Origin of the sequence: Leuconostoc falkenbergense, assembly GCF_045801155.1 — a bacterium.
GTDB lineage: Bacteria > Bacillota > Bacilli > Lactobacillales > Lactobacillaceae > Leuconostoc > Leuconostoc falkenbergense.
The window spans coordinates 952,836-977,469 of the sequence record NZ_CP174386.1 but is presented as its reverse complement, the minus strand read 5'-3'; the positions used below and the strand labels follow the sequence as shown (position 1 = coordinate 977,469).

General features: G+C 35.7%; 27 protein-coding genes. 9 read left to right on the top strand and 18 right to left on the bottom strand.

Annotated features, from left to right (window positions below; genetic code table 11):
- Positions 1–135 precede the first annotated feature (135 nt).
- On the top strand, positions 136–1,269 hold the full coding sequence (locus ACI3ES_RS04810; protein WP_317211135.1) for an alpha/beta hydrolase: 1,134 nt from the start codon (positions 136–138) through the stop codon (positions 1,267–1,269).
- 77 nt (positions 1,270–1,346) lie between these two features.
- On the opposite strand, the gene ACI3ES_RS04805 is transcribed toward ACI3ES_RS04810, so the two are convergent.
- Together ACI3ES_RS04805 and ACI3ES_RS04800 are read right to left on the bottom strand one after the other, a co-directional pair.
- Positions 1,347–1,823, bottom strand: coding sequence for a PASTA domain-containing protein (locus ACI3ES_RS04805; protein ID WP_317211136.1), 477 nt, complete (start codon positions 1,821–1,823; stop codon positions 1,347–1,349).
- A gap of 47 nt (positions 1,824–1,870) precedes the next feature.
- The gene (locus tag ACI3ES_RS04800; protein WP_114667568.1) at positions 1,871–2,473 is read right to left on the bottom strand and encodes a sugar O-acetyltransferase; all 603 of its coding nucleotides are present in this window, start codon (positions 2,471–2,473) and stop codon (positions 1,871–1,873) included.
- A gap of 485 nt (positions 2,474–2,958) precedes the next feature.
- Between ACI3ES_RS04800 and rarD the strand changes: the two genes are divergently transcribed.
- Together rarD and ACI3ES_RS04790 are read left to right on the top strand one after the other, a co-directional pair.
- Positions 2,959–3,843, top strand: a complete 885-nt coding sequence (gene rarD / locus ACI3ES_RS04795; protein WP_142511458.1) for an EamA family transporter RarD — start codon at positions 2,959–2,961, stop codon at positions 3,841–3,843.
- 28 nt (positions 3,844–3,871) lie between these two features.
- Positions 3,872–4,267 (top strand): hypothetical protein, encoded by a 396-nt coding sequence (locus ACI3ES_RS04790; RefSeq protein WP_114667566.1) that lies wholly within the window; start codon positions 3,872–3,874, stop codon positions 4,265–4,267.
- Between the two features lie 316 nt (positions 4,268–4,583).
- Here ACI3ES_RS04790 and msrA read toward each other — a convergent pair whose 3' ends face one another.
- The 9 genes from msrA to ACI3ES_RS04745 all read right to left on the bottom strand — a co-directional run bounded on the left by msrA (position 4,584) and on the right by ACI3ES_RS04745 (position 11,752).
- On the bottom strand, positions 4,584–5,414 hold the full coding sequence (gene msrA / locus ACI3ES_RS04785) for a peptide-methionine (S)-S-oxide reductase MsrA (protein WP_142511459.1): 831 nt from the start codon (positions 5,412–5,414) through the stop codon (positions 4,584–4,586).
- 59 nt (positions 5,415–5,473) lie between these two features.
- Positions 5,474–6,805, bottom strand: a complete 1,332-nt coding sequence (locus ACI3ES_RS04780) for an NAD(P)/FAD-dependent oxidoreductase (protein WP_317211137.1) — start codon at positions 6,803–6,805, stop codon at positions 5,474–5,476.
- 142 nt (positions 6,806–6,947) lie between these two features.
- Complete coding sequence (locus ACI3ES_RS04775; RefSeq protein ID WP_260377978.1) at positions 6,948–7,733, bottom strand: hypothetical protein; 786 nt, start codon at positions 7,731–7,733, stop codon at positions 6,948–6,950.
- Positions 7,723–8,355: an ABC transporter ATP-binding protein gene (locus tag ACI3ES_RS04770; protein WP_114667562.1), complete on the bottom strand. Its 633-nt coding sequence runs from the start codon at positions 8,353–8,355 to the stop codon at positions 7,723–7,725. The genes ACI3ES_RS04775 and ACI3ES_RS04770 overlap by 11 nt, the downstream gene beginning before the upstream one ends.
- Before the next feature lie 2 nt (positions 8,356–8,357).
- On the bottom strand, positions 8,358–8,972 hold the full coding sequence (locus ACI3ES_RS04765; protein WP_114667561.1) for a hypothetical protein: 615 nt from the start codon (positions 8,970–8,972) through the stop codon (positions 8,358–8,360).
- Complete coding sequence (locus tag ACI3ES_RS04760) at positions 8,969–9,670, bottom strand: hypothetical protein (RefSeq protein WP_142511462.1); 702 nt, start codon at positions 9,668–9,670, stop codon at positions 8,969–8,971. The genes ACI3ES_RS04765 and ACI3ES_RS04760 overlap by 4 nt, the downstream gene beginning before the upstream one ends.
- On the bottom strand, positions 9,667–10,413 hold the full coding sequence (locus ACI3ES_RS04755; RefSeq protein ID WP_407632033.1) for a hypothetical protein: 747 nt from the start codon (positions 10,411–10,413) through the stop codon (positions 9,667–9,669). Before ACI3ES_RS04755 ends, ACI3ES_RS04760 begins: the two co-directional genes overlap by 4 nt.
- A gap of 70 nt (positions 10,414–10,483) precedes the next feature.
- Positions 10,484–10,912, bottom strand: a complete 429-nt coding sequence (locus tag ACI3ES_RS04750; protein ID WP_242029774.1) for a DUF2712 domain-containing protein — start codon at positions 10,910–10,912, stop codon at positions 10,484–10,486.
- 243 nt (positions 10,913–11,155) lie between these two features.
- Entirely contained in the window at positions 11,156–11,752 is a 597-nt protein-coding gene (locus ACI3ES_RS04745; RefSeq protein WP_142511464.1) for a histidine phosphatase family protein, read from the bottom strand.
- Positions 11,753–12,099: 347 nt separating this feature from the next.
- Between ACI3ES_RS04745 and ACI3ES_RS04740 the strand changes: the two genes are divergently transcribed.
- A complete protein-coding gene (locus tag ACI3ES_RS04740; protein ID WP_185912962.1) occupies positions 12,100–12,357 on the top strand; it encodes a hypothetical protein in 258 nt (85 codons plus the stop codon).
- A 22-nt stretch (positions 12,358–12,379) separates the two neighbouring features.
- Positions 12,380–12,967 (top strand): DJ-1/PfpI family protein, encoded by a 588-nt coding sequence (locus ACI3ES_RS04735; RefSeq protein WP_220149539.1) that lies wholly within the window; start codon positions 12,380–12,382, stop codon positions 12,965–12,967.
- 211 nt (positions 12,968–13,178) lie between these two features.
- On the opposite strand, the gene ACI3ES_RS04730 is transcribed toward ACI3ES_RS04735, so the two are convergent.
- Entirely contained in the window at positions 13,179–13,769 is a 591-nt protein-coding gene (locus ACI3ES_RS04730) for a helix-turn-helix transcriptional regulator (protein ID WP_181809852.1), read from the bottom strand.
- Between the two features lie 86 nt (positions 13,770–13,855).
- Between ACI3ES_RS04730 and ACI3ES_RS04725 the strand changes: the two genes are divergently transcribed.
- On the top strand, positions 13,856–14,470 hold the full coding sequence (locus ACI3ES_RS04725) for a flavin reductase family protein (RefSeq protein ID WP_142511465.1): 615 nt from the start codon (positions 13,856–13,858) through the stop codon (positions 14,468–14,470).
- A gap of 25 nt (positions 14,471–14,495) precedes the next feature.
- On the opposite strand, the gene ACI3ES_RS04720 is transcribed toward ACI3ES_RS04725, so the two are convergent.
- From ACI3ES_RS04720 to ACI3ES_RS04700, 5 genes are all read right to left on the bottom strand, one after another.
- Positions 14,496–15,317, bottom strand: a complete 822-nt coding sequence (locus ACI3ES_RS04720) for an oxidoreductase (protein ID WP_142511466.1) — start codon at positions 15,315–15,317, stop codon at positions 14,496–14,498.
- Between the two features lie 129 nt (positions 15,318–15,446).
- Complete coding sequence (locus ACI3ES_RS04715) at positions 15,447–17,411, bottom strand: FtsX-like permease family protein (protein WP_260377977.1); 1,965 nt, start codon at positions 17,409–17,411, stop codon at positions 15,447–15,449.
- A gap of 1 nt (position 17,412) precedes the next feature.
- Positions 17,413–18,168, bottom strand: a complete 756-nt coding sequence (locus ACI3ES_RS04710; RefSeq protein WP_114667255.1) for an ABC transporter ATP-binding protein — start codon at positions 18,166–18,168, stop codon at positions 17,413–17,415.
- A gap of 62 nt (positions 18,169–18,230) precedes the next feature.
- On the bottom strand, positions 18,231–19,157 hold the full coding sequence (locus ACI3ES_RS04705) for a sensor histidine kinase (RefSeq protein ID WP_242029748.1): 927 nt from the start codon (positions 19,155–19,157) through the stop codon (positions 18,231–18,233).
- A 97-nt stretch (positions 19,158–19,254) separates the two neighbouring features.
- The gene (locus tag ACI3ES_RS04700; protein ID WP_317211139.1) at positions 19,255–19,932 is read right to left on the bottom strand and encodes a response regulator transcription factor; all 678 of its coding nucleotides are present in this window, start codon (positions 19,930–19,932) and stop codon (positions 19,255–19,257) included.
- 190 nt (positions 19,933–20,122) lie between these two features.
- On the opposite strand from ACI3ES_RS04700, the gene ACI3ES_RS04695 reads away from it, so the two are divergent.
- Positions 20,123–20,662, top strand: coding sequence for a GNAT family N-acetyltransferase (locus ACI3ES_RS04695; protein ID WP_142511468.1), 540 nt, complete (start codon positions 20,123–20,125; stop codon positions 20,660–20,662).
- A gap of 82 nt (positions 20,663–20,744) precedes the next feature.
- On the opposite strand, the gene ACI3ES_RS04690 is transcribed toward ACI3ES_RS04695, so the two are convergent.
- Complete coding sequence (locus tag ACI3ES_RS04690; RefSeq protein ID WP_317211141.1) at positions 20,745–22,775, bottom strand: KUP/HAK/KT family potassium transporter; 2,031 nt, start codon at positions 22,773–22,775, stop codon at positions 20,745–20,747.
- A 251-nt stretch (positions 22,776–23,026) separates the two neighbouring features.
- Between ACI3ES_RS04690 and ACI3ES_RS04685 the strand changes: the two genes are divergently transcribed.
- Both ACI3ES_RS04685 and ACI3ES_RS04680 read left to right on the top strand, forming a co-directional pair.
- The gene (locus ACI3ES_RS04685; protein ID WP_114667259.1) at positions 23,027–23,569 is read left to right on the top strand and encodes an NADPH-dependent FMN reductase; all 543 of its coding nucleotides are present in this window, start codon (positions 23,027–23,029) and stop codon (positions 23,567–23,569) included.
- Positions 23,570–23,757: 188 nt separating this feature from the next.
- Complete coding sequence (locus tag ACI3ES_RS04680; RefSeq protein WP_142511470.1) at positions 23,758–24,537, top strand: SDR family oxidoreductase; 780 nt, start codon at positions 23,758–23,760, stop codon at positions 24,535–24,537.
- Positions 24,538–24,634: the final 97 nt, after the last annotated feature.

Here is a 24,634-nt window from a genome sequence, read left to right as displayed (position 1 = left end):
CTCGACTTTCTGTCCATCAATAGACACAAAAAAGTAAGCTGTCCATTATTGGACATTACTATGCTGACTCGATAATTGTGGACACTTTTCTTATTTATTACAATAACTATATCAAATAAGAAAAGAGGTTGAAACATGTTTTACGAGTACATTAATGGTAATCCCCAATGGAATTTGCAGATAAATCGACAACTTGAGGGAATAAAAGAGAGTCAAAAAGTGAAAAAGGATCTCCAACTGGCCATTCCTCAACTGAAAAATACCAAGTCTTGGTTCAAAACTTGGTATGACTTGGGTATTATGCGTGAAAAAAAAGAAGATTTTCAGATTGCTTCTGCCTATTTTGGCCTTGCACAATTTTATCTCAGTACAGATGATCAAAACAAATCCTCAGTAGTTCATAAGTACCTAGACAATTTTTATCACGCACATACCGAAATCAATTATGAGAGTTATCGTGTTCCCTACCAAAACACCTTTTTACCAGCAATCAAAGTCTTAATTAATCCGAATGCCAAGAAAACATTACTTATAATCAACGGATTTGATAGTTTTATGGAGGAACTATTAATTGCAATTAATTTCTTCAAAGGAACAGACTACAATATCATACTGTTCGACGGGCCTGGACAAGGACGCGCGTTAATTGACAATGGTGTCAAATTCACGCCTTATTTTGAAAAGGCAGCAAGTGCGGTTATTGATTATTTCAACTTACAAGAAGTTGACGCAATGGGTGTTTCATGGGGTGGTTATTTTGTTGTTAGAGCTGCTGCATTTGAGAAAAGAATTAAAAATATTATCTGCTTTGATTTTTTCTACGACGGATTGAATACATTTTTAAGAGACTTTAATCACGGAGTACAAGCAGAAATTCGCCAGCTACTCAATAAAGAGGCAGCCGACCAACTCAATCAATTAGTGTCACCATTGGTGTATGAGAATGCTAATCTTAGCTTCTTGTTTACAAAAGGATACGAAAACACCGGCACCGATAATCCATATACACTACTGAAAGAAATTGAAAAACACACCATCAAAAATATAGGCCATTTTGTTAATCAAAATGTTTTACTACTAGCCGGTGAAGACGATCAATATGTTCCTTTTAGTGACCTTCCTTTAGAACAAAAAGAGTTATCTAATGCCAACACGTTGGAAACCATCGTATTCACAAAAGAGACAGGCGGCGAACAACACTGCCAAGCTGGTCGATATGACTTAGCTCTCCACGCTATTCAAACTTTCCTACTGTCACACGCTGACTAAGAATACAATTTGATATAATTGTGAATATCATATAAAATCAGATTTTAACCTGATTCAAATATCAATTCAGCTAAGCGTCATTTTCTAAAATGACGCTTTTTTGTCAGCTTATCAGTCATCTTTGATGTTTGTTGTACAACCTTTTGTAAATTTTTGTGATTTTTTTCTTTTCTAATTGCTTTCATCTCACTTATTTTATTTGCTAAGACAATACTTTCAGAAATAACTTCAGAATCAACATAATAAACTTTCACAAAAGTTGTAGCTGGTACATTGGATTTTACCCTAGGAATTAGCTTGATAACTTGATTATCAATACTATTTGAATATTTTGGACTTGCTGTTGCTTTTATTAACGCGTGTTGGAACCCGTACTGATCCAAAACTTTTGAAGCTTCTGCCACTGGCAACACCGTAACATCTGGAATTTTAACATAATCTTGTCTTTTTCCCAGTTCTCGATTCAATATTTTTACACCTTGATTTAAAGCTTCAGGTATCAGTGCACCAGCAGTTAGTTTTCCCAATGCTGTAAAAATTTTAGTTTTACCCATTTTAACCACCTCTCTTTAGCTAGGAGTCAACGATACAAAGAAAAATACTATTTCACCTGACTAATCTCTCTTGCCTGAGTTTGCCAATTGAGCTCATCTTGTTCCGTAATTTTTCTTATCACACGACAAGGATTACCAGCTGCGATGACATTATCTGGAATGTCTTTTGTCACAACAGACCCCGAACCAATCACAGTATTGCACCCAATTTTCACACCGGGATTAATAATAGTATTCCCACCAACCCATGCATTGTCGCCAATAGTAATACTCTTTCCGAACTCTAAGCCACTATTTCTAACCGCTGAGCTGAGGGGATGCCCTGCCGTATATAGGCTAACCCGCGGCCCTAGTAGCACATTATTGCCAATATAAATATGATTGACGTCCAACATGATACAATCATAATTGGCATAAAAATTGTTACCTAAATGAATGTGATCGCCATAGTCACAATGGAATGGTGCTTCGATGTGAATTGAATCCTCTGAATTAGGAATTATTGTTTGAATTAATCGGTTTTGTTCGTCATCGCTCGTCGCTTGATTAAACTGAGCAATTTTCTTTTTGTTATCACTCATTAAATTAGACAATTCTTGATCCACCCTATACAATTTTCCTGCTAACATATTTTCTTTTTGGCTACCCATCCCAGTTACTCCTTGTCAGTAATAATATTAAGAAAGACATGAATTTACGTAAACGCTTACACTGATTTTATCATATTATTACTATAATTTATGAAAATACTACTTATTTCGAATCAAAACTTCACTACACTATTTCACAATAGATAACACTGCAAAAGGGGAATAACCACTTCCTCCAAACGTGGGTGCTTTGATAGTCAAATATTAATTTTTGGAAATGATTGGCCAAGTGGAAAAAATTTATAAATGTTTATCCAAGTTGTCCGATATGTCGCTAAATAAATTACTCACATTCTTTGAGTAGCAAAATATTTATTCAAAACATAAATGACTATCAAATCATTCGTAAAATATTGTAGTGCTCATCAATCAATTAAGTACAATTAATAATGTGACTGAGACTATTTTTTAGACATCATGCGATAAATAGCCGTCGAACATGGTATTATATTTTTTAATACATCATAAAATTTTAGGAGTTAATAATGGAAAATAAGCGGGTTGGTATAATTTCAGCCATTTCAGCCTATGTGTTGTGGGGCACATTGAGTATTTTTTGGGAATTATTAAATTCAGTCCCAGCGATGGATACGCTAGCTTATCGTGTCGTTTTTTCAATCGTCACAATTGCTATTGTGCTCACTATTCAACGAAACTGGTCATTACTTTGGCAAGAAACTTTACAATTAATTCATCACCGTAAAATCTATTATATTATTTTGAGTTCCTTTTTAATTGCCATCAACTGGTTTATTTATATTTATATGGTCACGCATCATCAGGCTACTGAAGCAAGTTTAGGGTATTACATTATGCCACTTATGAATGTTGCCGTAGCCGTCATCATTCTGCATGAAAAGCTCTTCAGATTTCAAGTAGTGGCTTTGTTATTAGTCATCATTGGTGTGTTGTTGCTTACCTATCTGACAGGCAGTTTACCAGTCAACACATTATTAATGGCGGCTTCTTTTTGCTTTTATGGTTTAATTAAAAAACAAATTCCGCTCCCAGCAACGATTTCATTAGCACTTGAAACAATCTGTGTAGCACCAATAGCTATCATTTATTTATGGCTGTCACCATACACATTGACACAAAATGGTTCCTTTGTGACTACCTTACTTCTTAGCAGTGGTGTCATCACCGTAATACCTCTGATATTATTTGCTATTGCAAACAAAAATACTGACTTTATCACACTTGGTTTTATGCAATACCTCAACCCTACAATTCAACTTTTGATGGCCATTTTTGTTCTCCATGAACATTTTCAGATACATCAAGCCATTATATTTTTATTTATTTGGTCGGGAATTCTAGTATTTGTTATTGGTAGCATTCATCAATACAAGCATACTAAACTATACTGAGAACCCTAACAGTCTATGGAGTAAACTGATGTCAGAAACAATCAATAAAGAATTACTTATCAAAGTGATTGGTAAGAAACTTTTTTCATCAACATGGCATGATTATGCTCACCCATATCTGGCTTCAATACTCTTGGGTGGCATTTTTATCATGTTAATTGCTGACGCGTTAATTAGGTATTTTTGGATTAAGAACACTAGGCGTTATCCCTTTTTGAAAAATATGGTATTGTTAGCTGGTAATATATTAGTTGTCATTTTTCTGGGATTTGCAGGCAATAACATACCAAGAATTGGTGGAACTAGCTATCAGGGATACATTAAATACCTTAATACACGAACCCACGGCATGGGTGCTGAAGCTGCTAGAGAGCTTTGGAATGCACACGCTAACAATAACCAATTTATCGACCCCAATCAGTAACCATGGAACCAACTAATTAAAAAAATCGAATTTTTTAACCAATCATAATTGTTAGAATAACTTGATCTTAATTTAATTTCATATCTTATCGTAAACTAACTAACTTGACCGAGTATTTGTCAAGTTGGTTAAGATTACGAATTGTCTTTGTCTTACAAGTATTTTATGATATTAACCGATTTATCATGTAAATTATAATAACAGCATTCATTGTCCGAATCAATGTCACTAGCTACTTCATCAAAAATAAATTGGTTAAAATTATATCAATAAATTAAAGTTATGATAATATTCATCTCTATTCAAATAAAAAATGCTATACACGTGTTTTAAAAACACGACGTATAGCATTTTTCGTATGCTGAAGCGTCAAAAAAATCTGCCTTGATCGCTTAATAGCGCGATATCGATGAACATTCTTTTTATAAAAATCTTGATGGAAGTTTTCAGCCGGCCAAAATTTTATTACTTCACGAATTTCAACAACAATTGGTTTCTTGAATCGTTTAGATTTAATCAGCTCCATTTTTGAATTTTGTGCTAACGAAAGTTGACTATCATTTACTACAAAGATCACAGGCTTATAGTTCTCTCCACGATCGTCAAATTGCCCAAATTCATCAGTTGGGTCAATCAAAGACCAATATATTTGCAATAACTGCTGATAAGTTATTTGGCGCGAATCAAATATTATTTCAACTGATTCTATATAGCCGGTTGTTTGTGAAGAAACCTCATCATAAGAAGGGTGATCAATCGATCCACCAGCATAGCCTGAAATAACTGCAATAATACCTGGCAATTGGTCAAATGGCTCGACCATACACCAAAAACACCCACCTGCAAAAATGGCACGTTCTTGATATGAAAAATCATTTTGGTAATGACGTATCAGTTTATCATGCGTATCTATTTGTCTCTCACCGGTTATGGTTAAATAAAAATCCATCACATTTGGTGTCAAATTATGCCGTAAAGCTAGAGGTCTCAATTCAGATTTCAACTGATCTAATTGGTTTTTAGGTGATAAGCCGTTAGCATTATCTTTCGCCTCAACAAGAATTTGCCGTTCCCATTCTCTTGTGCTTGGATCAAGAATTAAATTATAAATTTGCTTCTGAACTTCATCATCTGTTTGTCTCGTCATACCATTATTCTCCATGAACAAATGAATTAACATCTAACAAAACAATCATTTTTAAGCTGCTAAATTTGTCCCCAACTTGCGGCACCAATTGAAGGAAAAATATGAACAAGCCGATTGACATCTGACGGAGACAACTTAAATTCAATTGCTGGCAATAAACTATTAACGGAATTTTCAGCTTGTTCACTAATTTCTGTCACGCCAACCAAATGGTGTCGTTGATCAAAGATAAGTCGGTTTTGAGCCAGCTTATCATTAGCAACTTGTCGATACCAATCATTCTTCAAATCATTCTCCCGAATTTCATAAACTTCAGACTCCTTTGAATCAATATCGACACCAACTTTTGCAATTCTGGGTGACGTAAACACAACAGATGGAATAACCGGATAGTGTATTTCTGAACTGATTTTGCCCGAAAAGAGATTAAAGAGATAGGTGGATTCAAAAATGGCGGTTGGTGTTAATTTAGGTTGGTTTTTGTCAATAACATCTCCAGACGCGTATATATTTTCAATAGTGGTTTGTAAAAATCCATTGACTTCAACACCGTTTTTATTATACTTCACGCCAATTTTGTCTAAGCCCAGGTTGTCAACATTGGGCACGCGGCCACTTGCATCAAGTATGAAATCCACCTCCAGCTCTTGACCATCAGCATAGTGAACTACTTTCGATTGATCGGTTTTAGTGAAAGAGGAAACGTTAGCATTTTGGATAAAAGAAACCCCTCTTTTTTCTAAATCATTGACTACTTGATTCACGTAGGGTGTATAAAATTGTCTCAGCGCTTGGTTACCATGCATAAAGACAGTTACTTTCGATCCTGCTGCATTAGCAATTGTTGCAAATTCCATACTAATGTAACCTGAACCAATAATAGCAATTTTTTCTGGAAGCTCCTCCAGAGACATGAAGTCACGACTGTCATGCGCCAGCTCTTTACCCAAAATTTCTAATCGATGCGGATGCAAACCTGTTGCGATAACAATTTTCTCAGCCGTTTTGACATCATCATTAACTGCTATCGTGTGATTATCAATAAATTTACCATACCCATTTATAACTTCCACTCCAGATTTGACTAATAAATTGCTTATCATGACTGGTAAAGGCTTAATAATACGTGACTTGTTGTTAACATTTTGTTGCCAGTCAATTTGTAAATTTGCTGTTGTAATTGAAGTTAAGCTCTCAACCGCTCTTTTTAACACCACAGGTTCATCAAGCGCTATCTTTGCATTACAACCATAATTTGGACAAGTACCACCAATCATATCAGTTTCAATAACACCAACCTTTTTACCAGTTTTTGCAAGTGGAATAGCACCATCGAAAGTCCCGTGACCGCTACCAATGTAGAGAACATCATAGTCATAAGTTTTTGTCATTTCAATCTCCTTCATGATAATTTATGTGAGATATCGACTGATAGATAAATCGATTGGCTTTAGTATATTCTTCTAACTGAACAAATACCAACAATTTGCTTATTCGTCCAGATCAAAACTCTGTTTTGAATCCAAAGTCTTATCAATTAGTGATACTTCTGGTAGTTGGTGTTAAAAAAATTGCGACATTTTTATCAGCAACATTCATCATTGATACAGTTACTAAACGATTCTTTTGCACCGACAGCCAGCCCTTATTATTACCAGAATCACGCCCCTGTGCTTCATATAGTGTTACATTAAAATTATCCTCCTGTGTGCTTTTCGGAATAACTGTTCCTTCATAGGTTGTCACTGACAGGGATAGTACTGACCCTGCCTTTGCAGTCGAACAGATTTCTTGGCTAATTAAGTCACCTTGGTAAGTAACTTGGTACTCACCAGCTGGTATCTGAATGTCTGGTAAATAATTGCCTGGATTTGTGATGATATAACTTTGTCCTTGTTTTTTCAATTTAGCAAATTTAGCAGGTGTAAATTCTACTTTAGTCCCCTTTTCTAAAGTCATTGGGTCAGTATTATTTAGCAAGCGACCATACTCGTCCTTTTGGTCAGATAAACCATTTGACGATAAAAATTCTGTGTTTTTACCAGTTAAATGTACATCATAAAATCCTGGCATATAACCTAGTTCTTTCAAACTTTTACCACCAGTTATTGGTCCAGTTAATGTAAATGGCCGAGCAGGATTTTTTGAATTATTGCGCTGACCCTTATTTTTGTTATGTTTTGATTGATACCCTTGAACATATTTTCTAGTTATATTTTTATTTTTTTTACCATACACGTAGTTAGCCAATATCGTACCGAACAATAAAATCAGTATAATCGCAAATATACAAGTGGTAGATTTCCTACTACTTCTCATTAACCACTCTCCCTTCTGCCATGACAATAATTTCATCAGCTAAGACATTCAGGTCTTCTGGATTATGACTAGCCAAAATAATACTAGCCCCTCGCTTTTTTTCCAACTCAAATATCTTGCGCATTTCTCTGACACCTTCCACATCAATAGCATTAGTTGGCTCATCTAATAAAATTAAATCTGGTTTTTCAAAAATGGCTTGCGCAATGGCAGCTCGTTGTTTCATGCCCAATGAAAATTGCCGAACTTTGCGTTTGTCATTAGGATTGAGCCCTACTCTTAAGATTGCATCGTCAATCATTTCATCAGTCGCAATTTTTTTAATTTTTGCCAATAATTGTAAGTTTTTCTTCAAAGTGAAGTCTGGTAAAACATTGTTATTTTCAATTAAAATACCTAAACTTTTAGGGAATGATATTTCTTTCCTAATTTGCTGATTGTTCACTAGTATGCGACCCGAATCTAATTTAATCAATCCAGCAATTGCTCTAAGTAGCATTGTTTTGCCGGCACCATTGCGACCACGAAGGCCATAAATTGTACCCTCTTTAAAATTTAGATTAACATCTTTTAACACAGTATTCCTACCAATTTTCTTAGTAGCTTGCTCGATTACAATCATGTCTAAATTCCTTTACCGTAAAATTCTTTTTGCTTTAACAATTGCCAAAACACTGTTACCAAAGTCATTGTCATGCATACTGTGAGCATTGTCTGATGGATGCATGTATCAGGTTGAAATACAAGTGTACCTAATATTGATAGCTTGATTTTACCTAATGCGATAAACAACAAAAGAGCACACATTGACAATACAGCTACAGTACTACTAAATAATAATTCAAATACCATATAGATCGATGTATAAAACATATAGCTAACAAATAAGTTAAAAACACCTTCTTCCGTACCATTAACACCTGTCATCAATGTATTGATTAACAAACTAACAAATACAATACCAAAAACACGTAATATGTTTATAAAATAGATGTTTATGACCAAACTGTATAATTTTACAGTTCTAACTAGCTGATTGAGGTACGATCCATTATGCCATTTGTCAATAGTTCCAACAATGCACAATAATGGCGCGCAAATTAAACCAAACCATGTAACTTTTGCTACTAAAGAACTCGTAGCATCTTCAATAAAATAACCTAAGGTATTATTTTTCTGTAAAAGAAAATTCAACATCACTACTACTGCTACAATGCAAATAAATATACTTTTTTTCATTTGTACCACTCTAACTTCCAAATATTCTGACCGATAATTAGTCGAAAAATCGGCAAAAGGACAGACATAAGCAAAGCAGTGCTGACAAACTTCACCACACCGGATTGATAGTTATTATTTCGGATCATTGCTGTAACTTGGGTGTCTGCAAATAAAGATTGATTCAAAGGCCATACATGCAACAATAGAACAATAATAATAAGAACTGACAATCCAGTTAAGATAATGTTTTTCTGCAAATATATGTGCACAATCAATACCAGTTGAAACACTAAAACTTCCCAGAAAACTGAAATGATTACTTGACAACTCCAACAAATAGAAAATAGAACAAATTGTTTCAAAGTCGTTTCATATACGATTATTCTGCAGAAAGGTATTGCCCAATATATAAAACCAAAAACGCCTGAAATTCCAAGTATTCTATTCATTAACATTTGACCAACTTGTTTATGTGTTTCTAAGCGCATCATCTTTTGCACCGGAATTTCATAATTGACAAGCCAGTAGAGTAAAAATGCAACGCTCAATACGACTTGCCAAGACCAGTTTTGAAAATAATTACCACTATTAAGCACCTCCAAACTTAACCAATCATCATAGTTTATTGCTTCCCAACTCATATTTAAAACAAAAAAAAAAATAAAGAAAAAAAGCAAAGCACAAGTAGAAAACCAAAATTTTCTTTCGTTAATCATGCTAACTCACCATGACAACGCCAAAGAAAAATCAAGCTATTAAATACTACAAATGCCGCGATAAGACACAACCAACTAAATAACCAATTCTGCCACGTAATTAGTTGGGCAAAAGATTGTAACATTTTGCCAATATCGAACATTTGACTGCCCAATAATATCGTACCTAAGCTAACCAGAGTTAAAATTTGATAAAAATTGCCAAACACTAAACTAATAGCAACCATAAACATCGTCGTTACAAAAGTTGATATCAAAAACACAAATAAGTAAGCCACAAATGTTAGTGCTGGATTTTCTAATTGCCACCAGACAAAGTGATATTTATCTACGTTAGGTAAACGTGATTTGTCAATTAATAACATCATTTGCCCATCAAATGTTTTTAGAGGACATAAGCGTATGAGCCAAATGACAATTAAATTCAATAACAAAGGTACTGCAAAAAGAATAGTTCCTGCTAAACCAGCAGCAATAAATTGACTGCTTAAATATTTTGCAATACCGACTCGACTCACAACGTTATATGATTGTCCTGTTTTAAAATCTTTCAATATGGAGAAACCTGCTCCTAGTAACAACCATATCGGGTATAAGCCAAGAAGAAAAGTAGTTAACATGTGTCCATACATGCCACCAAGACTGCTTGCCATAAAGGTGTTTAACCACATCGATTTAGCTAGTGAAAATCCGTTCAGCATCATTACATGCAGAATAGCATCAAAAATGGTGATAACAGACATGATAAACATTATGGTTAAAAATTGTTTCGTTTGTATAATACGATTCAGACTGTAGTTTAACATGACTTAATTACCAAGTCTCTTCATCCCAAGCACCAGTGATATATGGCGCAATTTTATTTGTCCATTCCGGGTTAAACATTACTAGCCTGACATTCGTTTTATTGGCATTTGCTTTTGCAGTTGTATAGACATAAGGATAACGGGGTCCTGTATAAACAGTTGCAAATGGTGAGGCCGCAGCACGATTTTTTTGTCCCATCAAATATGCTCTATAATAAGATCCGTTACCTTCCGCTGAGGTATAAACACCTACTTTCCAAGGATTTGCGTTCGAAGCTGTTTGGCGATAATGGTATCCCGTTGATGCTTCTTCTTGATACATACCTAATTTCATTTGAAAACCGTATAGATCATCAGATGCAATTACCGGTACAACAAGACTACCAGTTACCGTCCAAGCGATTGCAAATGCAATCAATATTTTTTTGAAGTTCATAATATCTCCCCCTGAGAAAAATTTTCTAATAGCCCCTTCAAGACTATTCAACAATATTATCATTTATCACTTTGACCATCTATCATTTTTAATAACATAATATTCTATTTTTGATAAAATTGTAGAAAAATAGGTTAGTTAACAACATAATGTCCAATCATAACAATGCTTTTCAGCGACACATTGTTTTTTTGATAACAAACAAAAAAGAGACATTAGCGTCTCTTTTTACAATATAATGGGCTAATCCAGCCCTTTAGATTTATCGATCACCAACACTTCATTTTGAGCAATGACTTTTTGATTTGTGCCAAATGTCACTTTCAAAATATACGGCGTGAACATCTCCAATCGTTTAAAATTTTGATAACCAAATTTATCATCGTAAAAATTGAGAATGGCGCTTAATGCTGCACCGTGAGTTGAAAACAGTATTGTTTGCCCAATATGCTGTGATAATATATCGGTTAATGCACTTATATTACGTTTTTGTAGACTATTCATTGATTCACCCAGTGGTTCATGAAAGTCAAAGTCCAACCAGCGTTGTCGCTGCAATTCATCCCCCTGATTTCCTAGTTCCCCCCTTACTCTTTCTTTTAATCTTTCATCTATTTTTAATGTTAACTTTTTTTGGTCACATATTGGTTTAATTGTTTGCCTTGTACGCATATAAGGACTGGAAATACAGAAATCAAAAGAAACATCTTTCAATACTTCTGCCACAACAACGGCATCTGCTTCTCCTTCAACTGTCAGTGGCATACTTCTGTCATCTTCCCAACTATAATCTGGTCGCGCATGTTGTACAAAATAAACTGTTGTTAGTTCTTCACTCATTGCAATGCAAACCCCCTTTGACTTTTTTAAAACAAAACACTTAAACTAGCACTCATAACGATAATTAAATATCATTATCAATCAAATCATCTACCATTGCAAGTGGCAATGAATGATCATGTTGATATCTAACTTATCTTATATCTTAATTTCATTTTTCCATCTATTAAATAGTCAACAATATTGTTGCCAATATGTCGTTAGTGCAAAAAAATAAACTCTTTGTATAAAAATAAGATTAAGTGCGTTATAATTTAGATTAAAATTATAATAGTGTATAGAAAGTGGGACACATCTTGTTCTTAACAATTTTAGTAAAAGTGATTATTTGCCTGTACGCATTTTTGATGGCTTTTGCGTCAATTAAAGAAATCAACTCTTCAGCACGCATCCCTAATTTGCTCAACATCATTTGTGCCATTATCTTATTGATTGCCTGTTTTCAAACAATTGATTGGTTCAAAAACACAGCTGTCATTGTGTTAGTCGTATTTCAACTCACTGCTATCACAAATGGTCTCAAAAATAAAAGTTTTCATTTTCAACATCATATTTTCCGTCTCATTTTAACAGCAATTCTAATCTTCTTTGTTTTTCTAACTTAAACGTAATATTTACAGGAGGCTTATGATGGATATCAATATCTTATTGTTTGACGAATTCGAACCCCTAGATGTTTTTGGTCCGGCGGAGGTTTTTCTACATGCAGAAAAGTTTAACGTTCAATATTTTACTTTGTCGAATAAGCGTGCAACTACTAGTTATGGTTTGCCTATTGTTGACCTACTATCTGATGAAGAAATTGACACGAGTGGTGTTCTTTTAATTCCTGGTGGGCCTGGTACGAGGCGCTTAGTCAATGACAAAAATTTTATTGAAAAACTGAAAATTTTAATTGATAAATCAACCTACTGCTTGTCCGTTTGCACAGGTTCAGCACTGTTGGCAATGACAACCATGCTTGATCAGAAACGCGCAACGTCTAATAAATTAGCATTTAATTGGGTAACCAGTTTAAATGCTAAAATTTTATGGCAACGACACGCACGTTGGACAGTGGATGATAAATTTTACACCTCATCTGGTGTTTCGGCTGGCATTGATATGAGCTTTGCTTTTCTAGAACATGTCACAACACGTGATTTTGCTGACAATGTCGCTCGCGACATTGAATATGTTCGAATTAGAGATAGTCAGTCTGATCCTTTTTCATAGGAAAAGGTATTGACTCAATTAAAAAACAACCTGCCACTAATTTCAGTCCCCCAAAGTTACTTTAACTTTCGGCATTGTTAGCAGGTTGTTTTTTATTCAACAAAATCACCAGAAACGCGTCTATTTTTGTTTAATTCATCCCACATCATTTCACCTTTACTTGTAACAGTTAGATGACGATCTTCGCTATTTCTCTTCACTAATCCTTCTGCTAAACATTTGTCCAAAAGCAGCCTTCCCAGTCGACCAGATAAGTGAAAACGGCGTTCTGTCCAATCCAAACATGGTTTAATAAAATTCGCGTCTTTTTTTCTTTTGAAATATCAATGCCTAATGATTGAAAAAATTCTTGCCCATTACTCGTTAATTGTAATTCATCTTGAAATCCCACCAGGAAACCGGAATTGATTAAGTAGTCATAGCAATCAACCCCCACCTTGCCTGCCATATGATTATAACAACTTCTGCAATAAGCAATTTTATTAAGAGCCACTCTTTGATGATATGATTGTGTCAATTTTTTAGGGCTAATCACCATTAATTGTTCAATTAAATGTGCAATATCTAAATTACTCAACTGATAATAAACGAACTTACCGCGTTTATAATAGTCCAACCAGCCTTCATTATAAAATTTCTTTAAATGATAAGAAGCTGTTTGATCCTTTATCGTGGCAACTTTGGCGATTTCATGAACTGTGTGAAATCGGCCATCCATGAGAAATGTTAGGATCGTTAGACTTGATTGATCAGCAAGTAACTTAGTCACATCAATCATATTTGGTAATCCTTGTTCTGTCATAAAATTCCTTTCAAAAACATATCGATGCGCATCGAACAATCTTTCATATAAAATAACTGTATCATATCGAAAAGGATGACAGCAAAATGTTCAAACAAATTCACAAAGACAGCCTCTACTATGGATTTCCAGTCACAATTTTAGCAACACAAAGTATTGATGGCAAAGATAATATTTCGCCTATCAGCTCCTCTTGGACGCTAAACAACCATGTTGTGCTGGGCATTAGTTTAGAGGGGCAAGCCTATAAAAACATACTGATAACGAAAGAGGCAACTATCAACGTTGCCGACAGTAAAATATGGGCCAATATCGAGCGTATCGCAAGAACAACTGGGAAATCACATATTGATCGTAATAAAAAAATGATGGGTTATCAATACTGTTCTGACAAATTCCAGCTTGGTGGTTTTACTAAAATTCCCAGCGCAACCGTCAAAACAGCTGCTATACGTGAATGCCCAATTCGAATTGAAGTAGCCATTGAAAATATTGCGCCTCAGGATGATTTTGCCATCATTATTTGCAAAATTAAAAGCATTTTCGTTGACACATCAATCCTATACGACAATAATCACATCGATGTCACCAAGTGGCAGCCCCTTCTTTATCAATTCCGATCATACACAACAACCTCCGCTAGTTTAGGACAAAATTTTCGATTTGAAGAATACTTGGATGCCACTAAACCAGACAACTAATCCGTAAAAGATATTGATGACACTATCAAACAAGTTTTTGAATGATCTTGTCAAACGCGCGTGTTGGCAAAATAGTATGTAACGCAACTAATGCCTTGGCACCGTAACCAACTAAATATCTTGCTTTTGTGCGTTTATTGATGACAGACTTCACAATTGTATCTGCTATCACTTCTGGGTTAGTTAGCTTATCTGATGAATAAAGTTGTCTCATACGTTCTGATGCCGCTAAAGCATGTTCTTGGTAAGCTGTTCCTTGAGACGTTTTTTTAAGATTATCAGCCGCTATTATACCCCAATTCGTTTTAATACCACCGGGTTCAATGAGCACGACATCAATGCCAAAAGGCTTTACTTCCATTCTCAGCGCATCACTAAATCCTTCTAGCGCATATTTTGTGGCATGATACCAAGCACCCATATAAGTTGTCATTCTACCAGCCATCGAGGAAACATTGATAATACGACCAGACTGTTGCGCTCTCATGTAAGGTAAGACTAGTTGTGTCAATTTGGCTAATCCAAATAAATTAGTGTCAAATTGTTTTTTAGCCTCCGAAATAGGCACGTTTTCAATGGCACCATAGGATCCGTACCCAGCATTGTTGATTAAAACATCAATTCGCCCAGACACCTCAATAATGTGTGCCACTGCTTTAGTAATTGCCTCATCATCGGTGATATCCATGTAAATTGGTGAGACACCTAGCTGAACCAATGGTGCCAGCCTGTCTACACGTCGAGCCGCACCATAGACTTTGAACTGTTGAGCCGCTAATTTTTTAGCTGTTTGATAACCAATACCACTGCTAGCTCCTGTAATCAAAACCACTTTTTGTGCTACCATCGTTTTTATCCTCCGCTTACTTGCCTTAGATTTTAGCATGTTTTGACAGACATAAAAAGCCACGACTCAGTGTTAACCTCATCATGACTAAAAATGAAAAATAATTTAAATGGCGTGTTTCATTACGATTTAATATTTTCGTGCTACTTGTTTAAAGTATGTTTTTGATGTCTTCAGATAGATACCAAAATATATTAGCACGACCCCAGCAATCGTAAGACCCATTGTTGTATAAACCACTGGCCCTACCGTAACACCGAATAGTTGCAGTATTTTGATTATCATTGGCATTGCAAAGCATAGGTGCGCAATTGCAACCACGACCGGCAATCCAAATACCCATACAACTTGTGATTTGACCGTATGTTTCACCTCGCTGTGAGACATACCTACTTTTTGCAAAATGTCAAACTGCTTCTTATCTGAACGTCCCTCAGAAATTTGCTTATAGTAAATAATTAGTCCTGTCGCCATGATGAAACTAATTGAAAAAATCAAACCAATAAAGAAGAATCCCCCATAGAAACTTTTTAACACAGACATGGTTTCTGATTTACTGTCAACAATAATATTTTGTTCACCCTTAAATGTTTTTAAGAACTTGTCTTTTTGCTTGTCTGAGCCTTTGATATCAAATAAAAGTTGGTTAGTATACGAAATAGATTGTTTATTCTCACCCAAATCATTGAATGCTGAACCAATTTTGTCTGTCACAGTCTTAGACGGTATCACAATAATCATTGAGTGAGTCATGCTAGCTTGCATACTTGGCACGCCATCGATTTTAGATAAATGTTTTTTGACATGATAGCTTTGATTCAAGAATTTGATCGTATTATTCTTAAATGTACCTTGCCTATCATAAGCATAGACTTCGTTTGCCGCTAATGTCTCACCATGTTGATTTGTCAACTGATTAAATTGTTGGATCGTCATAAATAGAAAGTCTGACAAATTATCAGCTCTTGTAACTGTTGTACCACTTAACGGCATTGCATGACCGCTGCTGGTTAAATAGCCCATGATTGGATTACTAATTTCCATGTGATACATTTTACTGAGCGCCACATCATTATCAGCAGCAGCTTGTTTCACCTTATTTTCCGATATGCTTTGATTAGCCACATTAGTCATCATAACATCACGTGGAAATTGTTTATTGACATAATCTTGCTGTCCTACAAACATTGATACGGTCGTGACAATCACAACTAATGCCATGGTAGTGAGCAACGAAATACTTGCCAAGCCGGTGGCATTTTGTCTCATTCGAAACAACATATTAGAAACAGTAATGAAATGATCTGTTTGATAATAGTAATTGGTGTGCCTTTTCATTGTTTTTAGCACAATAGTAGATGCCACAATAAATAGCAAATATGTCGCTATCACAACCATGATTACAGCTAAGAAAAACATTCTCATTGCCTTTAATGGCGAGTCCACAGTCAATGAAATATAGTATCCCCATGCCAACAGTAAAATGCCTAAACCAAATAATAACCAATGACTTTTAGGTTCACGCTCGACCTTTTGTGACGCTTGTAAGAGCGATATTGTTTTCAAACGCCATACGACCCAAATATCACTCAACAGCAGTAGCATGAATCCTAAGGCAAAAAATATCATCACAAAAATGATTGCACCCCAAGCAATGTTGAGTTGAAAGTTATTGCCCCCAACTAATTTAATAAACAGCAATAATAATAGTTTACTAAACAGCACGCCAGTTACAAGCCCAATCACTGTGACAATCATGTAGTTGATCAATTGTTGTCGCCAACTAATTTTGATGAGATCTCTTTTTTGCATCCCCAAAATACTGAACAGGCCGAATTCCGATTGTTTACGTTTATTCAAGAAGCTATATGTATATAGCAAAAAAATGACAGACAATAGACCAATAACAACTTGTCCAAACATGAGCAGCTCAATGACTGAGCTGCTAGCTCTTAGTGTTTGAACACCTTTTGAATAAATCAATAATTGAATGACCAAGTTCAAAGCCACCGCAGCAGTACCAGCCAACATAAAAGGTAAATATTCTAACTTATTTTTGATAATTGATTGCCAAGCTAATTTCCAATATAACATGTCACATTGCTCCCCCAAACAAATTTGTTGTGGCGTCATTAATCGTGATTAACATTTCTTGATCATTACGATTACCACGATAAATTTGATGAAAAACCATACCATCCTTGATAAATAAAACGCGCTTGGCACAACTGGCTGCTAAAGCTGAATGTGTGACCATCAGAATTGTCTGATTACTTTCATTGTACTTCCTAAACAGTGACAAAATTTCAGCCGCATTTTTTGAATCGAGTGCCCCAGTTGGCTCGTCCCCGAGTAAAATATCTGGATTGGTAATCAAAGCACGGCCAATCGCCACTCGCTGCATTTGTCCGCCTGATAATTCAAATGGATATTTGTTAAGCAAACCTTGAATGCCTAATTGCTCGGCTAATCGGTGCAGTTTTTCTGATTTATCTTTTGTCCTTTTTGCCAAAACGAGTGGTAAATAAATATTGTCTCTGACTGACATTGTGTCTAGTAAGTTAAAATCTTGAAAAACGAAACCCAAGTGATCACGTCGATAGCTTGCCAATGCCTTATCAGATAAATTGGTTAGATCCTCATCGTTAAGCATGATTGTCCCTGTTGTTGGCTTGTCTAATGTTGCAATACAATTTAATAGCGTCGATTTTCCAGAACCAGATTCGCCCATGATTGCAATAAACTCACCAGCTTCAACTTCAAAATTGACGTCAGCCAATGCCGTAACCGTATTGTTTTTAAATTTACCTCGATACTCTTTTTTGAGATGCTCAACTTTTAGTAATGTCATAAAATGAATTTCCCCTTTGTTATGTCTATATTCATTTTAAATGAAAAAAGAGGTGAGTTGCCTTACACCTCGTCACTAAAGCTTACAGTTTCGTAAGCTTGTGTTTTTGTCTGCTTAAAATCAATTGTTACCGTGGTGCCGCTCCCCACCACCGACGCAATTTTGATATCATGTCCAAGCTCACTTAAAATTTGCTTCACCATGAACAGCCCCAAACCACTACTGTTATTTTCAAGACGACCATTTAGTCCCGTATAACCTTTGTCAAATAATCTTGGTAAATCACTGGCTGCAATGCCAATACCAGTATCTTTAATCACTACTTGATGATGATTTTCAAATATAACCTGAATGCAACCTTGTGATGTATACTTAATCGCATTGAAAATAATTTGTTCTAATACAAATTGAATCCATTTAGGATCACTCACAACTGTAAAATCTTCGCCCGTAATTAAAACTGATAGATTTTGGCGAATGAAAAACAATTTGTAGGATTTAATCACATCACGCACAATTGCCTGCACATAGATAGGTTTGAACGTCAAGTCTTGATGTAAATTCTTGAGGCGAATAAATTGCAACATCATGTTCAAATATTGATTCACAATGAGCAATTGATTACTCGTTTCATATTTTTCAATCGTATTGGTTTGATTCATCAAATCTAACACAGACAGTGGCACTTTAATTTGATGTGCCCACATGGCATAGTAATCTTGAATGTCTTGCATGGCGTTAGCCTGATTGGCTAACACTTTTTTATGCTCAAGCGTTTGTTGCTTAAGCAAATTTTGATACAAGTGAGCCACGGAAGAAGTCGCTGGCAAGCTTAAATTATCGACTGACAATCGCTCATCGGATAAAACATTTTTTAAAATTTTTCGTGTTTGGAACCATCGCCAAAACAATAACAATGTCATGCCAAATAAAAAATACAAGCCCACATAAAGTGCATCGATTACAGCATCAATATCTAGAGAGCGCATCACAACGCTCCAAAATAAAGCGCCAAAAATGAAGACAAAAATCAGGTAAAAATACCAATAATCCATCAAAAATAACCAGATTGATTGCAGACATTTTTTAATCATTTAACGATAGCCCTTTCCCTTTAACCGTGACCAAAAACTTTGCAAATCCAATTGAGTCTGTTTTTTGACGTAAGCGTGCTAAAGTCACCGACAATGTATTACGATCAATAAAGATATCATTGTCCCACAAATTTGACATAATATCTTCGCGAGAAACCACTTGATATTGATGACTAAACAACAAGTGTAACAACTTGGTTTCATTTCTGGTCAAAGTTACTGAGCGTGTTCCCGTTTTGAGTTGATCATCAATAATATCTAGACTAAAATCTTGAAATTTTAGAACGCTTCGATCAGACACAAACGTATATTCACGACGCAAAAGCGCATTAATTTTGACAATCAACAATTCAATATTAAATGGTTTGGTGACATAGTCATCACCGCCAAAGTTCATTGCTAAAATTTGATCTGTGTTGTCATCACGACTTGATAAAAATATAATTGGAACCACACTATCCTTTCGGATTGCTTGTGTCCAAAAAAAGCCATTATGATAAGGTAAATTAATGTCCATTAAAATTAAATGCGGTGCAAAATGATCTACTTCTGTTTTGACGTGATTGAAATCATGGCACGCTTCAATTAAAAATCCCCAACTTGATAATGATTTTTTTAACAAATTCACAATTTCATGATTATCCTCGACTACAAATATTTTAAAAGCCATGACACCCTCTTTTTTCATCTTATTTCAAAACACTGAGCTTGTATTTCACCAACATTATTGTTATGTTATAGTTATTGATTTTCACTATACCTATTGTAATATATGATATACCAAATTGTTGCCTTTCAGGTCATCCGTTAGTTATCATTTATCACAAGTAACCCATATCACAGGAGAAATTATCCAAAGTATGATACCCATTGTAACAGAACGACTGATTCTTAAACCATTGCAAATAGATGACTACGAAAGTTGGTTTAATGGTTTTTCTAATCGCTACCCTGCCCAAACCCCTTATGATGAGGGCAAACTAGACATGAGCATTTGTACAGCAGATTGGTTTGCCAACTTAGTTGGTAAGCATAATCGGTTACGTGAAACTGACGATATTTTGATTTTGGCTATCTTTGATAAAAATCACAATCACATCGGCATGATTGATGTTGCAACGCTTGCTAGAACCAATATGGCGTGGGGAGAATTAGGCTACTTTATCCATAATCAACTATGGCGTCAAGGTTTTGCCTTTGAGGCTTTATCTGCGCTCATGACCTACCTTGCTGGCAACGCAGGATTTCATCGTATTGAAGCTCATGTCGCTTTGGAAAATTATGCTTCCCAAAACTTACTCAAAAAGCTTGGCTTCTCATTTGAAACAGTTCGAAAAGGATTCATGTTAGAAAATAATAAATGGACCGATAAAGCAGTTTTTTATCGTAATCTCAATTAAAAAGCGAGTGACACATTGAATGTGTCCCTCGCTTTTTGAGGATTGTAGAACTACCATTCAGTTTTTAGCGAATTAAATTGATTCAGTCATTGTCTTTTTTGACGACGTTTTTCAAATCACTTTGAATTAATTTAACCCTTTTATTATTATCCAAAAATAATGGTACAGTTTCTTCGATAACATCACTCAACTCAAGCCCATAAAAGCTACTTGGTTTGACAGTGTGACCTTGCAACCATAACCGCCCACCAATCAGGAAACGATCCCAAGGATGAATATTGGGCAAACGCAATAAATCAGCTGAATATTGATTAGCAATAACATACTTAAAATCACTCACACTACCGTGCTTATCAATCGCATATCTTGGGAACTGAGGTTTTAGAACTTCTTTTTTAATTAAGTCATTAGCAATTTGTTTGATATACAGATGAATTTGCGGCTCAACTTTAAAACCTAATCTGAACGTGACATGCACCATATGCGTTGTCCCCATCATATCAACTGAATAGCTTTTCTCATAGGGATCAGTTGCATCACGAACGGTGACAAACCAGTAAACAGCTGCACGCTTGGGCTTTGATCCTATCAATGAGTAAATAACGGATCGCTTCAACATGTAATTTTGATGGACGTTAGCAATATAAATAAGATTTGTTGCAAATAGCGGCTCATTTTCATCTTCAGATAAGTTGACTAATTGTTTACGATAATCTCGCAAAGACAAATAATCATCTTTTTTGGCAATTTGTTCACGACGTTTATTACCATAAAACCAAACGGTCATCATTAGCAAAATAGCCAACATGATAATCAGGGTGGCATAACCACCGTGTAAAAACTTACCAAGACTAGCAATCAAAAAGACAACTTCAATGAAACCAAACACGATCGCAAATACACTTGCCACAAGGCCTGACTGATATTTTTTCACAAATTCAAATAGTAGCACTGTTGTCATCAACATGGTAATCGTAATTGACAGACCATAAGCTGCCTCCATGTTGTGTGAAGTTTGAAACACCCACACAATGATTAAGCCTATCGCACACAAAATCCAGTTTACAGTTGCAATATACATTTGTCCTCGTTCATCACTTGGATAAAATGTCCTTAGCCTTGGAATCACTTTGAGATTAATGGCCTCACTAACCAGAGTATAGGCACCAGAAATCAACGCTTGCGATGCAATTACTGCCGCTAAAGTTGCTAATATAACCCCGACAAGCCGCCAAGAATGAGGTAAAATTTCGAAAAAAGGATTTGAGGCCTGCTTCAAAAGGTTTGCCTGACTGCTATGGGTCATCATCCATGCGCCTTGTCCCATATAATTCAGAATTAGCATTGTATAAACAAACGGCCAACTAATATAGATGTTATGTTTGCCGACGTGACCCATATCTGAATAAAGCGCCTCAGCACCAGTGGTAGCCAAGAAAACACTTCCTAAAATAAAGATACCGGTTTTATTTTCCGGACTTAAAAGTACCTGTATCGCATAAATAGGTGAAAGTGCTTTCAAAATTGATAAATCACTAAAAATATTAATCAACCCAAAGAAGCCAATAAAAAGGAACCAAACTAACATAACCGGTCCAAATAAATTACCGATCTTCTTGGTACCAGCCCGCTGAAAAGCAAAAATAACCACCAAAATCGCTGTTACCGTAATCATGACAACAAATTGATCATTTGGAAAGGACAAAAATCCAATTCCTTGACCTTTCAATCCCTCAATCGCTGTCGTTACGGTAACAGCAGGCGTTAGCGTCCCATCTGCTAACAAAGCTGATCCACCAATCAAAGCTGGGATCAGCAACCATTTTTTATTGATACTTTGAACACGACTATAAAGCGCAAAAATACCACCCTCTCCATGATTATCCGCGCGTAATGCAATCAAAACATATTTAATGGTAGTAATCAACATCAACGTCCAAAATACCAAAGAAACCGAACCAATAACAAACTCATTCAAATGTTGGGTACTTCTTGCACTATTTAAAATAGAATTCATCGTATATAGTGGCGATGTACCAATATCCCCATAAACGATACCCAAAGCGATTAGCGCACCAGCAGACGACCATTTAGTCTTTTTTTCTAAATCCATGTGTGATTCCCCTCTTCATTATGGATACTTTACTAATTGATGATTTGTCAATATTATAACAGTATTTATGATGTGAACACCAATGTCATTATCATGGCAAAATATGTCAGTTATCATTTCTTAATTTCAAACCACAAAAGTCAATTATTGTCCTTCTAACGCGTATGTCATTAAAATAACGAGAAAATGCTTGCAAAATCTTATTACAAGTTTTATACTTACTTTTAGTAATTAGAAAGAGGTAAAAAACCATGACAAAATTTGGTGTTGTAATTGGTTCAATTCGCAAAAATTCTTATTCAAAAGGTGTCGCGGACGCCCTTGTCGCTGGACTGCCAGAGGATGCAGACGTTACTTATTTGAATATCAGTAATCTGCCCATTTATAATCAAGATTATGATGAGAATTCACCCGAAGTTTACACAGCATTTAGAGAACAAGTGGCGGCGCAAGACGCATTCATCTTTGTAACGCCAGAACATAATCGGAGCATTCCAGCCGCATTGAAAAACGCATTGGATATTGCATCACGTCCTTGGGGACAAAATTCGTGGGCGGGTAAGCCTGCATTAGTCGCCTCACAATCAATTGGTGGCACCGCCGGTGTTTTAGCGCATCATGTCTTACGCCAATCATTAGTATTTTTGGATATGCCAACATTACAACAACCAGAACTTTACATTGGTAACACAGGCAATTTAGCCGATGAAACTGGTCAAATTACAAATGATGATACCAAAGCTTTCCTAGCAGATGCTGCCCAAAAGTTTGTGGCATTCGCTGAAAAGTTTTAATGGTCCCATCAAGCTAAGCAAAAACTAATCCTACAAGGGTTAGTTTTTTTGTCACTGCAAAACGATACACTCGTCCAAATCAATCACTTGAATAATAATTAACATCATAGTATGATTTGTGTATAAGTTTTACGTAAGCGTTTACGTAACTACAATTAGCTGTTACTTGATTAAAAAGGAGAATAGTTATGCATACAAAAGATTTTTCACTCGATGCCTTTAGCCTTGCTGGTAAAACTGCCTTAGTTACTGGTGGTGCATCTGGACTGGGCCGTTATTATACTGAGGCACTTAGTGCAGCAGGTGCCAATATCTTAGTCATTTCTCACAGTGAAAATGGTTGGTCTGAAACCAAAGAAGTTGTTGAATCCAAAGGGCAAACCGTTCACTTTCTCAAGCTCGATATTACAAGCAAAAATGTTGGGGATGCAGTGACAAAATTTGTTCATGATCACGGTGGTAAGTTAGATATTTTAGTTAACAACGCTGGTCTTCAAATACGACACGAGTGGCAAGCATTTCCTGACGATGATTGGGACGCTGTCATCAACTTAAACCTCAACGCAATGTATCATATTTCAAAAGCTGCTGCATTGATAATGGCAAAAGCCGGTGGTGGTAAAATAATCAATATTGGTTCAATGCAATCATATCGTGCTGGTAAATTTATTTTTCCTTATACTGCCAGTAAACACGGTGTGATTGGGTTAACAAAAGCATACGCAGATGCTTTGGCTCCGGATAATATTCAGGTCAATGCCATTGCACCCGGATATATTGACACACCAATGACCAAGGCTTTGCAAGAAGATAAAACACGAAATGAAGAAATTTTGAATCACATTCCTGCAGGTCACTGGGCCAATCCCAAAGAATTAATGGGAACAGTTGTCTTTTTGGCCAGCCATGCATCCGATTATGTAACCGGTGTCACACTGCCAGTCGACGGTGGTTATCTGCTCCGTTAATTTTGAATAATACTTGTCAAAGTTATCACAACGTTATGGTAAACTTAAAAAAGCAATACATTGTCTGTGTATTGCTTTTTTTAAGACGGAGATTATT

Bases quoted from the DNA above. Each gene is read 5' to 3' on its own strand.
- ACI3ES_RS04810 (WP_317211135.1), top strand. From the start codon at position 136: ATGTTTTACGAGTACATTAATGGTAATCCCCAATGGAATTTGCAGATA.
- ACI3ES_RS04805 (WP_317211136.1), bottom strand. From the start codon at position 1,823: ATGGGTAAAACTAAAATTTTTACAGCATTGGGAAAACTAACTGCTGGT.
- ACI3ES_RS04800 (WP_114667568.1), bottom strand. From the start codon at position 2,473: ATGGGTAGCCAAAAAGAAAATATGTTAGCAGGAAAATTGTATAGGGTG.
- rarD (WP_142511458.1), top strand. From the start codon at position 2,959: ATGGAAAATAAGCGGGTTGGTATAATTTCAGCCATTTCAGCCTATGTG.
- ACI3ES_RS04790 (WP_114667566.1), top strand. From the start codon at position 3,872: ATGTCAGAAACAATCAATAAAGAATTACTTATCAAAGTGATTGGTAAG.
- msrA (WP_142511459.1), bottom strand. From the start codon at position 5,414: ATGACGAGACAAACAGATGATGAAGTTCAGAAGCAAATTTATAATTTA.
- ACI3ES_RS04780 (WP_317211137.1), bottom strand. From the start codon at position 6,805: ATGACAAAAACTTATGACTATGATGTTCTCTACATTGGTAGCGGTCAC.
- ACI3ES_RS04775 (WP_260377978.1), bottom strand. From the start codon at position 7,733: ATGAGAAGTAGTAGGAAATCTACCACTTGTATATTTGCGATTATACTG.
- ACI3ES_RS04770 (WP_114667562.1), bottom strand. From the start codon at position 8,355: ATGATTGTAATCGAGCAAGCTACTAAGAAAATTGGTAGGAATACTGTG.
- ACI3ES_RS04765 (WP_114667561.1), bottom strand. From the start codon at position 8,972: ATGAAAAAAAGTATATTTATTTGCATTGTAGCAGTAGTAGTGATGTTG.
- ACI3ES_RS04760 (WP_142511462.1), bottom strand. From the start codon at position 9,670: ATGATTAACGAAAGAAAATTTTGGTTTTCTACTTGTGCTTTGCTTTTT.
- ACI3ES_RS04755 (WP_407632033.1), bottom strand. From the start codon at position 10,413: ATGTCTGTTATCACCATTTTTGATGCTATTCTGCATGTAATGATGCTG.
- ACI3ES_RS04750 (WP_242029774.1), bottom strand. From the start codon at position 10,912: ATGAACTTCAAAAAAATATTGATTGCATTTGCAATCGCTTGGACGGTA.
- ACI3ES_RS04745 (WP_142511464.1), bottom strand. From the start codon at position 11,752: ATGAGTGAAGAACTAACAACAGTTTATTTTGTACAACATGCGCGACCA.
- ACI3ES_RS04740 (WP_185912962.1), top strand. From the start codon at position 12,100: ATGGCTTTTGCGTCAATTAAAGAAATCAACTCTTCAGCACGCATCCCT.
- ACI3ES_RS04735 (WP_220149539.1), top strand. From the start codon at position 12,380: ATGATGGATATCAATATCTTATTGTTTGACGAATTCGAACCCCTAGAT.
- ACI3ES_RS04730 (WP_181809852.1), bottom strand. From the start codon at position 13,769: ATGACAGAACAAGGATTACCAAATATGATTGATGTGACTAAGTTACTT.
- ACI3ES_RS04725 (WP_142511465.1), top strand. From the start codon at position 13,856: ATGTTCAAACAAATTCACAAAGACAGCCTCTACTATGGATTTCCAGTC.
- ACI3ES_RS04720 (WP_142511466.1), bottom strand. From the start codon at position 15,317: ATGGTAGCACAAAAAGTGGTTTTGATTACAGGAGCTAGCAGTGGTATT.
- ACI3ES_RS04715 (WP_260377977.1), bottom strand. From the start codon at position 17,411: ATGTTATATTGGAAATTAGCTTGGCAATCAATTATCAAAAATAAGTTA.
- ACI3ES_RS04710 (WP_114667255.1), bottom strand. From the start codon at position 18,168: ATGACATTACTAAAAGTTGAGCATCTCAAAAAAGAGTATCGAGGTAAA.
- ACI3ES_RS04705 (WP_242029748.1), bottom strand. From the start codon at position 19,157: ATGCGCTCTCTAGATATTGATGCTGTAATCGATGCACTTTATGTGGGC.
- ACI3ES_RS04700 (WP_317211139.1), bottom strand. From the start codon at position 19,932: ATGGCTTTTAAAATATTTGTAGTCGAGGATAATCATGAAATTGTGAAT.
- ACI3ES_RS04695 (WP_142511468.1), top strand. From the start codon at position 20,123: ATGATACCCATTGTAACAGAACGACTGATTCTTAAACCATTGCAAATA.
- ACI3ES_RS04690 (WP_317211141.1), bottom strand. From the start codon at position 22,775: ATGGATTTAGAAAAAAAGACTAAATGGTCGTCTGCTGGTGCGCTAATC.
- ACI3ES_RS04685 (WP_114667259.1), top strand. From the start codon at position 23,027: ATGACAAAATTTGGTGTTGTAATTGGTTCAATTCGCAAAAATTCTTAT.
- ACI3ES_RS04680 (WP_142511470.1), top strand. From the start codon at position 23,758: ATGCATACAAAAGATTTTTCACTCGATGCCTTTAGCCTTGCTGGTAAA.